General features: G+C 72.2%; 9 protein-coding genes. 6 read left to right on the forward strand and 3 right to left on the reverse strand.

Features of this window, described 5'->3' with window-relative positions; genetic code table 11:
- Positions 1–3,699: a nitrate reductase subunit alpha gene (locus ACFYTE_RS18060; RefSeq protein WP_388710709.1), complete on the reverse strand. Its 3,699-nt coding sequence runs from the start codon at positions 3,697–3,699 to the stop codon at positions 1–3.
- A 602-nt stretch (positions 3,700–4,301) separates the two neighbouring features.
- On the opposite strand from ACFYTE_RS18060, the gene ACFYTE_RS18065 reads away from it, so the two are divergent.
- The 5 genes from ACFYTE_RS18065 to ACFYTE_RS18085 all read left to right on the forward strand — a co-directional run bounded on the left by ACFYTE_RS18065 (position 4,302) and on the right by ACFYTE_RS18085 (position 10,552).
- Complete coding sequence (locus ACFYTE_RS18065; protein WP_388710712.1) at positions 4,302–5,153, forward strand: DUF2249 domain-containing protein; 852 nt, start codon at positions 4,302–4,304, stop codon at positions 5,151–5,153.
- 94 nt (positions 5,154–5,247) lie between these two features.
- Positions 5,248–5,748 carry a hypothetical protein gene (locus ACFYTE_RS18070; RefSeq protein WP_388710714.1) on the forward strand — a complete coding sequence of 167 codons (501 nt, stop codon included), beginning with the start codon at positions 5,248–5,250 and terminating at the stop codon, positions 5,746–5,748.
- Between the two features lie 487 nt (positions 5,749–6,235).
- Positions 6,236–7,447 (forward strand): TIGR04053 family radical SAM/SPASM domain-containing protein, encoded by a 1,212-nt coding sequence (locus ACFYTE_RS18075; protein WP_388710717.1) that lies wholly within the window; start codon positions 6,236–6,238, stop codon positions 7,445–7,447.
- 55 nt (positions 7,448–7,502) lie between these two features.
- A complete protein-coding gene (locus tag ACFYTE_RS18080; RefSeq protein WP_388710719.1) occupies positions 7,503–10,106 on the forward strand; it encodes a multicopper oxidase domain-containing protein in 2,604 nt (867 codons plus the stop codon).
- On the forward strand, positions 10,106–10,552 hold the full coding sequence (locus tag ACFYTE_RS18085; protein WP_388710722.1) for a hypothetical protein: 447 nt from the start codon (positions 10,106–10,108) through the stop codon (positions 10,550–10,552). The genes ACFYTE_RS18080 and ACFYTE_RS18085 overlap by 1 nt, the downstream gene beginning before the upstream one ends.
- 29 nt (positions 10,553–10,581) lie before the next feature.
- Here ACFYTE_RS18085 and ACFYTE_RS18090 read toward each other — a convergent pair whose 3' ends face one another.
- Entirely contained in the window at positions 10,582–11,004 is a 423-nt protein-coding gene (locus ACFYTE_RS18090) for a pyridoxamine 5'-phosphate oxidase family protein (RefSeq protein ID WP_388710725.1), read from the reverse strand.
- Between the two features lie 395 nt (positions 11,005–11,399).
- Between ACFYTE_RS18090 and ACFYTE_RS18095 the strand changes: the two genes are divergently transcribed.
- Positions 11,400–12,554, forward strand: a complete 1,155-nt coding sequence (locus ACFYTE_RS18095; protein ID WP_388710728.1) for an MFS transporter — start codon at positions 11,400–11,402, stop codon at positions 12,552–12,554.
- A 41-nt stretch (positions 12,555–12,595) separates the two neighbouring features.
- Here the strand turns inward: ACFYTE_RS18095 and ACFYTE_RS18100 are convergent, their stop codons facing one another.
- Entirely contained in the window at positions 12,596–14,335 is a 1,740-nt protein-coding gene (locus tag ACFYTE_RS18100) for a GAF domain-containing protein (RefSeq protein WP_388710731.1), read from the reverse strand.
- Positions 14,336–14,471 lie beyond the last annotated feature (136 nt).

Genomic DNA, 14,471 nt, shown 5'->3' on the forward strand with positions numbered 1-14,471 from the left:
TCAGTACTCCACTTGCTGATCGCGACGGCGGACGACGGTGACCTCGTCGCGCTGGTTGCCGGTCGGGCCGTAGTAGTTGAAGGCGTAGGTGAACTGCGCGAAGCCGCCCGCGAGATGGGTGGGCTTGAGCAGCAGCCGGGTCAGCGAGTTGTGGATACCGCCCCGCTTGCCGCTGACCTCGGTCTTCGGCACGTTCACCGTGCGGTCCTGGGCGTGGTACATGTACACGGTGCCCTCGGGCATCCGGTGGGTGACCACGGCACGGGCGGCGACGACGCCGTTGCGGTTGTACGCCTCGATCCACTCGTTGTCCTTGACGCCGATCCTGGCGGCGTCGGCGGTGGACATCCAGATCACCGGGCCACCGCGGGACAGGTCGAGCATGTACTTGTTGTCCTGGTAGTTCGAGTGGATGGACCACTTGGAGTGCGGGGTCAGATAGCGGACCGTGACCTCCGCCCGGCCGTCCTCGTGCAGTTGCTCGTCGCCGTAGTGCCGAATCGCGTTCAACGGGGGCCGGTAGGCGGGCAGTTGTTCGCCGAGTTCCGCTATCCAGTCGTGCTGGACGAAGAAGTGCTGCCGACCGGTGAGCGTGTGCCAGGGCTTCTTGTGCTCGGTGTTGATGACGAACGGCGAGTAGCGCCGGCCGCCGGTCTCCGATCCCGACCACTCGTAGGAGGTCATCACGGAGCGCGGCTGGGTGCGGGTGTCGGCGAAGGTGATCCGCTCGGCCTCACGTTCAAGGGCCAGCTCCACCAGGCCCCCGCTGCCGGTCTGCCGCTCCATCTCGCGGAAGCCCTCGGTGGCCAGGCGCCCGTTGGTGGTGCCGGACAGGGCGAGGATCGCCTCGCACATGTCGGAGGCGGTGGCCAGCGAGGGCCGCCCGGCGGCGATCCCGTCCCGCACGGTCCCGCAGCGGTGCCGCAGCTCCTCCAGTTCCCGGTCCGGGTGGACGGTGATGCCCTTGGTGGTGGTGCCCAGGGTGTCGAACAGGGGGCCCACGGCGCGCATCTTCTGCGCGGTCGCGGCGTAGTCCCGTTCGACGACCACGAGTTTCGGCATGGTCCGCCCGGGGACCGGCTCGCACTCCCCGGCCTTCCAGTCCCGTACCACCCCGCCCGGCTGGGCGAGTTCGTCGGGGGTGTCGTGCGTGAGCGGCACGGCGAGGACGTCGGTGCGGGTGCCCAGGTGCCCGGCGGCCAGTTCGCTGAACCTGTCGGCGATCGTCAGGAACGTGTCGTAGTCGGTGCGGGCCTGCCAGGGCGGGGCGATGGCCGGGGTGAAGGCGTGCACGAAGGGGTGCATGTCCGTGCTGGACAGGTCGTCCTTCTCGTACCAGGTCGCGGCCGGCAGGACCACGTCGGCCATCAGCCCGGTGGACGTCATCCGGAAGTCCATGCAGACGAGCAGGTCCAACTTGCCCTCGGGCGCATCCTCGCGCCACACCACGTCCTTCGGCCGCTGCTCGGGCGGGGTCTGTGCGGAGCGTACGGCCGCGTCCGTGCCCAGCAGATGCCGCAGGAAGTACTCGTTGCCCTTGCCGGAGGAGCCGAGCAGATTCGCCCGCCACACCGTCAGGACCCGCGGGAAGTTGGCCGGGTCGTCGGGGTCCTCGACGGCGAACTTCAGCCGGTTCGCCTTGAGTTCGTCGACGATGTGCTCGGCGACCCCGCGGCCCCTGGCCGCAGCCTCGTCCGTCAGATCGAGCGGGTTGCGGTTGAAACCGGGGTGACCGGGTGTCCAGCCCAGCCGCACCGCCTGCGCCAGGCAGTCGGCGAAACCCTTGCCCTCGAACCGCCCGTCACCGAGCGGGGAGGCCAGCTCCTCGGGCCCGAACGCCTCGTAGCGCCACTGGTCCGAATTCAGGTACCAGTACGACGTGCCCGCCATGTGCCGGGTGGGCCGCTGCCAGTCGAAGGCGAAGGCCAGATGCTGGAAGCCGGTCAGCGGACGGACCTTCTCCTGGCCGACGTAGTGCGCCCAGCCGCCGCCGTTGACGCCCTGGCAGCCGGTCATGGTGGTCAGCGCGAGGAAGGCGCGGTAGATGGTGTCGGAGTGGAACCAGTGGTTCGTGCCCGCACCCATGGCGATCATGGAGCGGCCCCGGGTGCGTTCGGCGTTGCGGGCGAACTCCCGCGCGATACGGGTGGCCTGCTGGGCCGGCACCGAGGTGATGGTCTCCTGCCAGGCCGGTGTGTACGGCTGAGACGCGTCGTCGTACGAGGACGGCCAGTTGCCCGGCAGACCCGGCCGCCGCACCCCGTACTGCGCCAGCATCAGGTCGAACACCGTGGTGACCAGGCGCCCGCCGATCCTGCGCACGGGCACACCGCGCACCATCACCGAACCGCCTTCCGTGCCGCCCTCGTCGAAACGGGGCAGCGCCACGGCAGCCGTGTCCTGCGCACCCTCCAGCAGGCTCAACGCGGGTGTGATGTCGTTCAGTTCGAGGTTCCAGCGGCCCTGCTCGGCCGTCCCCCAGCGGAAGCCGAGCGAGCCGTTCGGCACGACCGGTTCACCGGTTGCCGCGTCCAGGAGCACGGTCTTGGACCCGGCGTGTTCCGTGTCGTGCCCGAGGTCGGCGGCGGTCAGGAACCCGTCCGGGACCAGCCCCCGCTCGTGTTCGCGCAGGGCCACCAGGAACGGCGCGTCGGTGAAGGTGCGCAGATAGTCCCGGAAGTACGGCACATCGCGGTCGACCAGGAACTCGCGCAGGATCACATGCCCCATCGCCATCGCCAGCGCGCCGTCCGTGCCGGGGTGCGGGGCCATCCACTCGTCGGCGTGTTTGACGTTGTCGGCGTAGTCGGGGCTGACCGCGACGACCTTGGTTCCGTTGTAGCGGGTCTCCGTCAGGAAGTGCGCGTCAGGCGTGCGGGTGACCGGGATGTTGGAGCCCCACATCACGAGATACCCCGCGTTCCACCAGTCGGCCGCCTCGGGCACGTCCGTCTGGTCGCCGAAGACCTGCGGCGAGGCGACCGGCAGGTCGGCGTACCAGTCGTAGAACGACAGGAGCGTCCCGCCGATCAGCGACATGAAACGGGCGCCGGCCGCGAAGGACGCCATGGACATCGCCGGGATGGGGGAGAAGCCCGCCACCCGGTCGGGACCGTACCTCTTGATGGTGTGCACATGGGCGGCGGCGACCAGCTCGGTGACCTCGTCCCAGTCGGCGCGCACCAGGCCGCCCTTGCCGCGGGCCCGCTTGTAGGCGCGGGCCTTCGCCGGGTCGCCGGTGATCTCCGCCCAGGCCGCCACCGGGTCGCCGAGCCGGCGCCGGGCCTCGCGCCACAGCTTCAGCAGCGCGCCCCGCACATACGGGTAACGGACCCGGCTCGGGGAGTAGGTGTACCAGGAGAACGACGCCCCGCGCGGGCAGCCGCGAGGCTCGTACTCGGGGCAGTCGGCGCCGATCGACGGGTAGTCGGTGGCCTGGTGCTCCCAGGTGATGATCCCGTCCTTGACGTACACCATCCACGAGCAGGAACCGGTGCAGTTGACGCCGTGCGTGGACCGCACCACCTTGTCGTGCGCCCAGCGGTCCCGGTAGAAGCCCTCCCACTTCGGGTCGCCTTCTCCGAAGACGGCGCGTCCGTCGGCCGACACCTCGCGGCGGGTCAGCAGCCTGCGGGCGGCCAGCGGCCATCCCTCGTCCGCGCGCCGCTGCGCCGGCCGCACGATCTTGTCGTTCTCCATGGTCAGGAACGCTAGGCGTTGACCTGGTCCGGAGCCTGGGGCCGAACGGCCCTGACCCGCAGCCCTTCCGGCCCGGACCTCACCTGCCGCACCGGGACCCAGGTCCCACCCGTCGTGCCGATGCAACGGGCGGCGCGGATGCGGCACCGGCCACGTGGGACGGACCGCGTGCTCATCTGAAGCGGTCCACGCTCGGGTTCCCGCTCCGCGGACGGCCGTTCGGCCCTGTTCCGGAGCGTGATCAGGGGCCGGTAGGCGGTGCGGGGGGACCGGTCGGCCCACGTGCCGACGGCCGCGACCCGGCGATGCTGGCCTGTGACCGGCCGGGAGCGTTCACGGACCGTCGGGTCCGGGCTTGTCCGGCCACGTCTTCTCGTGTCCAGGGCCGCGTCAGGCACGGCGCATTCCCGGTCCGGTCACCGTCCGGCCCCGTGCCTGTTCCCGTGCCGCGGCCGGACGGTTGTCCGCCACGTCCCCGCGTCCGGCGCCCGTCTCTGTGCCTGGCCGCCCGGGGCGCCGCTCGCGTCAGGGGGCGTGGCGGGCGAGCCGCCTCTACCCGTACCGGCCGGCTGGTCCGGCTGTGAACCGCTGGAGAGACCTTCATGAGTGCTCTCACCCTTGCGTCGGCCCCCGAGGACGCTGCGGCTCTCGAAGCCGCAGCAGGCCACAACGACCGTCTCGCAGGCGAGTTGAGCGGGCATGTGACGGTGCTGCTCACCGCCGTGGACCGCGATCCCCGTGCCGCGGAGAAGATCCGCGCCGCGCTCGTCGCCTTCTGCGAGCGCGAACTCCTGCCGCATGCCGCCGCCGCGGAGTCCGTGCTCTACCCCGTCGCGCGCCGTCTTCCCGACAGCCGTCTGCTCATCGAGAGCCTGAGCGCGGAGCACGGCTGTCTGATCGCGCTGGTCGACGCCTTGCGGGCCGCGCCCGGCCCGATCGGCGCCGCCGCCGACGCCCGGGCCCTGCACGTGCTCTTCGAAGAACACGTCGCCAAGGAGAACGGCCTCGTGCTGCCGCTGCTCGCCGTGGCACCCGGCGTCCGGCTTGCCGCGCTGCTCGCGGACCTGCGTGCCCGGCTTGCGCAGGACACGGCCACCGGCCGCAGTTTCGGATCCAGGGGTTCAGGGACGGACAAGGATATAACCGGCAAAGAGGTCGAGGAGAGCGGTGGCTGCGGCGGCGGCTGTGGAGGTGGCGGAGGCTGTGGATGCGGCGGTGCGCAGGAGGCGACCGTGCCCGAACTGGACCTGCGGTCAGTGCCCCACGCCCTGCGCCACGGCACGGCCTTCGGCGCGCTCGACACCGTCCCGGCCGGACGAGCCATGGTGCTCATCGCGCCGCACGACCCGTTGCCGCTGCTCGCACAGATGGAACAGCGCACACCCGGCCTCTTCGCGGTCGAGTATCTGCAGCGGGGTCCCGAAGCCTGGCGGCTGAGCCTCAGCCGTCGCTGACCCGGCGCCACGGCGCATGCCCGCCGGGTCCCGGACCCGGATGCACGGGCGTCCGCGGACGCGCCCATCACGTGAGAGGACAGGAAGGCACGTCATGGACAGAGCACACCACTGGACCGGCGCACTGGTCAGGACGGTCGGCGCGGCCCTGGTGGCCGCCGGACCCGTCATGCTGGTGCAGGGCCGCAAGGGCCGCAAGGAGATCCGCAGCGAACTGGCCGCACAGAAAATCACGTTCCCCCGGCACGGACTGCCGGCCCACCTCGCCCCCTTCACCGGGCACCATGTGCAGACCGGCCCCCAGGCCCACGCATACGCCGAGCTGATCAAGGACCATGTCGTCCAGGCGACCGGCGGCCGCACCTACGCAGAGATCACCGAAGAGCTGCACGCCACCGGGAACGACGACGAAAAACTCATCCAGTTGCGCCAGACCGCCTTCATGGGCGAAACCCTGCGCGGCTCCCTGCTGTCCGCCTACCAGGCCTGGCAGCTCACCACGCTGGTCATGGGCCTGGGCGGGGCGCTGACCGGCCTCGGCGCGGCGCTGGTCGCGACGGCGCACACCTTGGGTGCGGACCGGCACCACCACTGATCTGCCCGGCCCCACCCGCGCTGACCCGATTGGGCCGCCGACCGTCAGGTCGGCGGCCCACTGACGTCAACGGGGCATGAACGTCCTTTCCGCCGGGCCGTCCAGGACCGATCCGCTCGGGCATGTTCCGTTCCGGCAAAGGAAGTTGCCGGGATGGGAAGCCTGCGGGGCGGGTCTTTCCAGTGTGCTTCCTGACGGCCCGTCCGGCCCTGCCGCGGCCGCCGGAACGAGGGACCCTCGGCCCATGCCGAAGGGCTCATCGGCCGCCGCGCCCCGGGCGCCCGATGCCGAATGCTGGTTCTCGACCGATCCGGAGGTGTCCCGTGCACTACTGCAACCAGCATCCGAGCGGCTGTCCACACGGCCGTCCCCCGACACGGGTGCTGCGCAGGGGCCGGACCGGTCACGGTCCGGCCGCCCGCCACGTCTGCCCTGACTCCCGGGCGGCCGGACGTACGATCCGCACCCAGCGCACGCGGAGGGCCCGGTGAGCGCCGCCCGAGTGATCCGCCGACAGCACCAGAACGTCGCGGACAAGCCGTTCATCGTGATCTGGGAGTCCACCCGGGCCTGCCCCCTGGCCTGCCTGCACTGCCGAGCCGAGGCCGTGCCCGACCGTGACCCGCGGGAACTGGACACCGCGGCCGCGCAGGAACTGATGCGTCAGGTGGCCGCGTTCGGGCAGCCCGCCCCGCTCTTCGTGATCACAGGCGGGGACCCCTTCCAGCGCCCCGACCTGCTGGAGCTGATCGCGTACGGCGAAGAGGCGGGCGTCCGCGTCGCCGTGTCCCCCTCCGGCACCCCCACGCTCACCCCCGACCGGCTGCGTGCCGTGCACGAGGCCGGTGCCGTCGGGCTCTCGCTCAGCCTGGACGGCTCCACGGCCGAACTGCACGACGGATTCCGGGGCGTACCCGGGGTGTACCGCTGGACCCTCGACGCCTGGGACACCGCCCGCACCCTCGGCATGAAGGTACAGATCAACACGACGGTCACCCGGCACAACCTGCACGACCTGCCGGACATCGTCCGCCTGGTCGCCGACCACGGCGTGATGCTGTGGAGCGCCTTCTTCCTGGTGCCCACCGGCCGCGGCGGGCAACTCGGCGCGCTCACCCCGGCCGAGGCCGAGGACATCCTGAACTTCGTGTACGACGTGGGCCTGACCGTGCCCGCCAAGACGACCGAGGCACACCACTTCCGACGCGTCGCACTCCAGAGGAAGGTGCTCGCGGACGCCGGCGAGGACCACACCGCGGCGCTGCAACTCGGGCCGCTGTACCGGCGACTGCGCGACCGGGCCGCCGAGTTGGGCCTGGACACCCGAGGCCGCCGGGCGCGCCGGCCGCCGCTGGACGTCAACGCGGGCCGTGGCTTCGTCTTCGTCTCGCACACCGGCACCGTGCACCCCAGCGGCTTTCTGCCCCTCGGGGCGGGCAGCGTGCGCGAGACACCCCTGCCCGAGATCTACCGCACCTCACAGCTGTTCACCGGCCTACGGGACGCCGACCGGCTCGGCGGCCGATGCGGATCGTGCGAGTTCCGCCGTGTCTGCGGCGGCTCCCGCTCGCGGGCCTACGGCGTCACCGGCGATCCCTTCGCCGAGGAACCCTGGTGCGGCTACCGGCCCGGGTCCTTTCCCCACCAACGGGAACTGGCCGCGCTGCTGTCCGGCGGCGCCCCCACGACGCACCGGTGACCCGCCGGTTTCCTCATCCCCCGTCCCCACACCGCGCGAAGCACCAGGAAGCCACGTGACCAGTCGGCCCGACCGACCCGACACCACCCAAGGTCGCTACCCCAGCAGGTTCAGGCAATCCGGCCTGAAGGCCCGTCATCTGCGCGCCCACATCGCCGTATCGGCATGGACGGCTCTGGCGTTGCTCGCGGCCACCGCCCAGCAGACGCTGCCCGTCGCCCGCTGGCTGGCGATCCATCTGTTCCTGCTCGGCGCCGCCACCACCGCCATCATGGTCTGGAGCGAGCACTTCGCCGTCGCCCTGCTGCACGCCCGCCGCCCCGACGAACGCTGGAGCGATACCCGGCTGGCCTGCGTCAACCTCGCCGTGGCCGGTGTGGTGCTCGGGGTGTGGGCGGACCGGCCGGTCCTGACGGGCGCCGCGTGCGCGCTGCTGGTGATCGCTCTCACCGCCCATCTGGTGGTCCTGGTGCGCCTCGGCCGGGGTGCGCTGGGCGGACGTCTCGCGCCTGTCGTCGGCTTCTACCGGGTCGGCACGGCGGCGCTGATCGCCGGTGCGGTGCTGGGCGGGCTGCTGGCCACCGGTCACGCCGGTCCGCGTCACTCCACCGGGCTACGGCTGGCCCACCTCCACGTCGCCCTGCTGGGCTGGATCGGACTGCCCGTGCTGGGCACGTTGTTCATGCTCTGGCCCACCGTACTGGGTGTGCGCATGGCCGAGCGCACGACCCGGGTCGCGCGCTGGGTGCTCGGGCTGACCGCCGGCGGACTGCTGAGCGCGGTGGCCGCACTCGCGGCGGGCCTGCGCCGGCCCGGCCTCGTCGGTGTCGCGGTGTACGCCGTGGGCGTGGCCGTGGCGATGGAACTGTTCATCCGGACGGTACGCGGGCGGCGCCCGGTGTCGACGGCGGCGGCCTGGACGCTGGGTGCGGCCGCCGCATGGCTGTGCGTGGGTGTGGCCGCCGACGCGGGCATCCTCGCCGTGCGGCCGCTCGACGAGGCGGCGGAGGCCGTGGGGTCACGCGTACCGGTGTTCCTCATCGGGTTCGTCGCGCAGATCCTCATCGGCGCACTGATGTATCTGCTGCCCATCGTGCTCGCGGGCGGCCCGAAGGAGCGCGCCGCGCTGCGCACGGTGCTGGAACGGGGCTGGCAGGTCCGCTCGGCGGTCCTCAACGGTGGCGTCGCGCTGCTGGCGCTGCCGCTGCCCGCTTTCGCCGGCACGGTCGGCATGCTCCTGGCCGGGGCGGCCGGAGCGGCCTTCATCGTCCGCACGGTCCGCGTCCTCGTCCGAGGAGGCGGCCGGGTGCGGGAGGGCGGTTCCTCCCGACGGCCGGCCCTGCTGGGCACCGCGGGGGGTGCCGTACTGATCGTGCTGGCCGTGCTGGTGGCCAACAGCGGCGGCTCCACGGAACGGCCGGCCGCCGCAGCCGGGACGGAGCACGGGGGCGCGACCGTCACACGCACCGTGGACGTCACCCTGGCGAACATGCGCATCCGCCCCAGCCGGATCGAGGTGAGCGCAGGTACCGGACTGAAGCTGAGGGTCACCAACAAGGACGTCCAGCGCCACGACCTCAAGGTGGACGGCGGCCCGGCGACCCCGCTCCTGTCCCGCGGCGAGAGCCGCACCCTCGATCTCGGGCCGGTCACCGAGGACCGCACCGCCTGGTGCACACTGCCCGGACACCGGGCCGCCGGAATGACCCTCGACATCGTCGTGCGGCACAGCACCGGCGGCACCATGGCGGGGCACGACATGTCCGGCACGGGCACCGGCGCCGGCACGCTGGACCTCGCCCCCGACTTCTCCCACGGGTGGCGGCCCCGCGACGCGGACCTGGCCCCCGCTCCCGGCGGAACGGTGCACAAGGCAGAACTGCGTGCCGTCCGCCGGACGGTCGAGGTCGCCCCCGGCGTCGAGCAGCAGATGTGGACCTTCGGCGGCACCGCACCCGGCCCCACCCTGCGCGGCAAGGTGGGCGACGTCTTCGAGATCACCCTCGTCAACGACGACCCCACCATGGGCCACGGCATCGATTTCCACCCCGGATCCCTCGCCCCCGACCGGGCGATGCGCACCATCCAGCCCGGTCAGCGGCTGGTCTACCGCTTCCGCGCCGACAGGGCCGGTGCATGGCTCTACCACTGCAGCACGGCACCGATGCTCCAGCACCTGGGCAACGGCATGTACGGCGCCGTCATCATCGACCCACCCGGCCTGGCGGCAGTGGACCACGAGTACGTGCTGGTCTCCTCCGAGCTGTACCTGGGCACCCCCGGCAGCGCGGCACAGGTGACGAAGATGCGTCAGGGAACCCCGGACGCCTGGGTGTTCAACGGCATCGCCGCCCAGTACGCGAAGGCACCGCTCACGCTGCGGGCAGGCGAGCGGGCCCGTTTCTGGGTGGTGGCCGCGGGGCCCGGCGACGGCATCTCCTTCCACATCGTCGGCACCGTCTTCGACACCGTGTACAAGGAGGGCGCCTACCTGCTCGAACGCGGAGGGCCCGGCGGTTCGCAGGCACTGGACCTCGCGGTGGCCCAAGGCGGCTTCGTCGAGACGACGTTCCCCGCCGCCGGGCACTACTCCTTCGTCGACCACGACATGCGCCACGCCGAGGCCGGGGCGATGGGCATGGTGGAGGTGAGCCGGTGATGGGCACCGTCGGCCTGTGGTCCCTGGTCCGCTTCCTGCACGTCACCGGAGCCGTGCTGTGGGTCGGCGGGCAGCTCGCCCTGACCCTGGTCGTGCTGCCGCTCGCCCGGCGGATGCTGGCCGCGGACGCCAGGGACCGCTTCGCGGCAGCGGCCGGCCGCCGGTTCGGGCTGCTGACCGGGACCGTGTTCCTGCCCCTGCAACTGGGCACCGGGTGGGCCATGGCCTGGCACCGGGGCGTCACCTGGGCATCGCTCGCCGATCCCGGCTACGGGCGCACCCTCGCCACCAAACTCGCGCTGTTCGTGCTGGTGATGCTCGCGGCGGCCGGGCATGGCATCGCGTACGCGAAGGGCCGTGCCGAACTGGCCCGCGCCTTGGCCGTCATGTCGCTGGTCGGCTCGCTGGGCGTCGTACTGCTCGCCGCCGCCCTGCCCGCCACCTGACCACCGACGGTGCGCGTCCTCGGACGCGGTCAGTCCGTATCGCGCAGGCCGGCGATCTCGCGGCCGGTGACCATCTCCGCCTCGATGCGCACATAGACGCCGTCCTGGGTGACCACCCAGGATCGCGGGCCCGTTCGTGACAGCCGTTCGTGTTCGGCGGGGTCGCTCACCACGCTCGCCCGACCGGTGACGACCACGCTCCAGCCGGAGCGGGTCGCGGCGTCGAAGTCGTCGGCCTCGAAGGCGACCACGACACCGTCGATGGCGCGGACCAGGTCCGAACTCGCCGACGTGCACAGGAGCACGGAGGAGTCCGTGTCGAGGGAGAAGTTGACCGGAAGCACCGCGGGCAGCGCCCGACGGGTGTAGACGACACGACCGACCGGAACCTTCGCCAACAGGCGCAGGCACTCCTGCCGATCGAGCGCGCGGAAGCCGTCGTTGTGGAACATCAGCCCAGCGTCCCTCATCTGACCGGGGCGGTGTTAGGGCCGGACGGCCCTTGTCCCGTCGTCAGCAGTCTCACCGGGGTGTGCACGCAAGGCGACCCGGAAGCCGGGGACCGCCGGACCGGTGGATGAGGCCGTATGGCCCACCCTTTGGGCAGTGCCTCGCACAGATAGTGGCGTCAGGCCCCGGCGCGCATCGCGCGGTCGGGGGGCTCGCGGCCCCGGTTCCATCCCGGGGCCGCACCACTGCGAACGAAGGGACAGGCGGCATGTTCCAGCCGTCGAGGAGTCAGAAAGAGGCACCGGCACCGGCCACACCGGTACCGGCACCGGCCACACCGGCATCGGCACCGTCCGCGCCGGCACCGGCCGCGTCCGTGCCGGGACGCGCATGGCTCATGCTGGCGTTGGCCACGGTGGGTTTCGCCGTCAACTTCTGGGCGTGGGCGCTGCTCAGCCCGCTCGGCCCGCGCTTCAAGGACGGCCTCGGCCTGAGTTCGTTCCAGCAGTCGCTGCTGGTGGCGGTGCCGGTGGTGGTCGGCTCGCTGGGACGGATCCCGGTGGGCGCGCTCACCGACCGCTACGGCGGGCGCGTGATGTTCCCGCTGGTGTCGGCCGCCACCATCGTGCCCGTGCTCTACCTCGGCCTGGCCGGACACTCCTCGCTCGCCGCCCTGCTGGTGGGAGGGTTCTTCCTCGGTATCGGCGGCACCGCGTTCGCCGTCGGTGTGCCGCTCGTGAACGCCTGGTTCCCGCCCGAGCGACGGGGCCTGGCCATCGGGGCCTTCGGCGCCGGCATGGGCGGCACCGCCATCAGCGCCCTGACCACCGTGAAGCTGGTCGACGCGCACGGCATGTCCACCCCGTTCGTGATCACGGCCGCGGTGCTGGCCGTGTACGCGGTGGCCGCCGCGCTGCTGCTGCGTGACGCACCCGGCCGCACCGTGCCGGCCGAGCCGCTGGCCCGCCGCCTGGCTGCCACCCTGAAGCTCGGGATCACCTGGCAGGCATCCGTTCTGTACGCGGTCGCGTTCGGCGGGTACGTCGCCTTCTCGGTGTACCTGCCCACGTACCTGAAGACCGGCTACGGCCTGCCGCAGGGCGACGCTGCGAACCGCATGGCCGGGTTTGTGCTGCTGGCGGTGGCGATGCGCCCGGTCGGCGGCTGGCTGTCCGACCGGCTGGGCCCGGCCCGGGTGCTGGCCGGGGCGCTGACCGTGGTCGTGGCCGGGGCCGTGGTGCAGTCGTTCACCCCGGATCTGGCGCCGGTGGGCACCCTCGCCTTCCTGGCCATGGCCGCCGCGCTCGGCGCGGGCAGCGGGGCGACCTTCGCCCTGGTGGCCCTGCTGACCCCGGCCGCCCAGGTCGGCTCGGTCACCGGTGTGGTCGGCGCCGCGGGCGGCCTCGGCGGCTTCCTCCCGCCGCTGGTGATGGGCTCGCTCTACGGCGAGTACGGCACCTATGCGGCCGGCCTCGCGCTGCTCGCGATCGTGGCCGCCGCCGCACTCGCCTACACCCTCACCGGTGTCCGCACCGCGGGCAGCACGGCGTAGGAACCGGCGGACGGTTACGAGGCCGAGCACGGGCGGCGGCGTCAGTCGGTGGGGGAGAGCGGGACCACCCATTCGACGACGGTGCCGCTCGGTCGGTTCGCGGACAGGGTGAACACGCCGCCCCTCTCCTCCGCGCGCCCGCGAAGGTTCGCCAGGCCGCTGCGGCGGGTGACCGCGGGGTCGATCCCGCGGCCGTTGTCGGCCACCCGCAGCTTCACGGCTGCATCGGTGACCTCGACACCGACATCGACGGCGGTGGCGTCCGCGTGCCGGGCGGCGTTGGACAGCGCCTCGCCGAGCACGGCCAGCAGTTGCTCGGCCTGCTCGGCGGACACGGCCGTGTCCAGCAGCCCGGTCATGCGCAGCGCGGGAGCGAAGCCGAGCGACTCGGTGGCCCGTTCGGCGGCCGCCACCAGCTGGGCGCGCAGCCCGCTTCCACGACGGTCCTGATCGTGCTCGCGGAGGGCGTAGATGGTGCCCCGAATGATCTTGATGGTGTCGTCCAGGTCGGCCACGACCCGCTGGATGCGCTCGCTCACCTCGGGCAGGTCGGAGATCCGGCCCAGCGTGGACTGCAGCGTCAGCGCGCCGGCGAACATCCGCTGGATGACGAGGTCGTGCAGGTCGCGCGCGATCCGGTCACGGTCGTTGAGCACGACCATGCGCTCGCTGTCGCGCCGGTGCTCGGCGACGTCCAGCGCCAACGCGGCCTGGTTGCCGAACCCGGTGACCATGTCGATCACGGCGTCGGTGAACAGGGCGCCGCCCGGCAGATGCGCGACCTGGAGCACCCCGCGGACATGCTCCCGGGTGCCGAGCGGTACGAAGAACGCCGGCCCCAGCTCCACCACCGAGGCGCTGCCGCCCTCGGCGCGCGGGTCGGCGCTCACCGCATCGCTGGTGATCGTCTCCCCGGACGTGTAGACCTTCGCGCCCAGCGCTGTGGCGGGCAGCACAAGGCCGCGGACCTCCTCGGCCCCTGCTCCCGAGGCGGCCTCGATGACCAACTCGCCCCGGTCACCGACGGGCACCGCCAAGGTGACCAGGTCCGCGCAGGCCATCTCGCGCACGGTGCCGGTGAAGGACGCCAGCACCGCGGCGGGCTCCGCGCCGGACAGCAGGCTGCGGGTCAGTTCGTTGCTGGCCGCCAGCCACCGCTGCCTGCGGTGCGCCTCGTCGTACAGCCGGGCGTTGTCGATGGCCACACCGGCCGCCGCGGCCAGGGTGCGCAGCACCGCCTCGTCGTCGCTGTCGAACTCCGCGCCGCTCTTCTTGTTCGTCAGATACAGGTTGCCGAACACCTGGTCGCGCACCCGGACGGGGGCGCCGAGGAAGCTGGTCATCGCGGGGTGCCCGGCCGGGAAGCCGACGGATGCCGGATGCTCCGCCAGGTTCGCCAGGCGCAGCGGCTCCGGGTGCCGGATGAGCAGCCCCAGGATGCCCTCGCCGCGCGGGTAGTGCCCGATGCGGGCGATCGCCTCGTCGTCGATGCCGACCGTGACGAACTGCTTGATCGTGCCTTCCTCGCCCAGCACGCCCAGCGCCCCGTACCGGGCGTCGACCAGCGTGACCGCCGACTCCACGATGCGCTGCAGCACCACCTCCAGGTCCAGGTCGGAGCCGACCGCCAACACGGCGTCCAGCAGCGTGTGGACCCGGTCCCGGGCCCCCCGAACCTGCGCCACCTGCTGCTGCAGGTCGTCCAGCAGTGCGTCCAGCCGCAACTGGGGAGACAGCCCTGATGCCTCCACCTCACGCGAAACCTGCGCGTGCTCGTCCACCACAGCTCCCCTCACGACGTAGCCCACCCCCAGAATGCCGCACGGGTGGAACCCGGGTGGAGGCGAGGTGCGGAGCGTGGTGTCGTCCGCCCTCGCCCGTCACCGGGGCGCCGCGGTGGCCGGGACGTCGGCTCAT

Origin of the sequence: Streptomyces sp. NPDC004629 (assembly GCF_042873595.1) — a bacterium.
GTDB lineage: Bacteria > Actinomycetota > Actinomycetes > Streptomycetales > Streptomycetaceae > Streptomyces.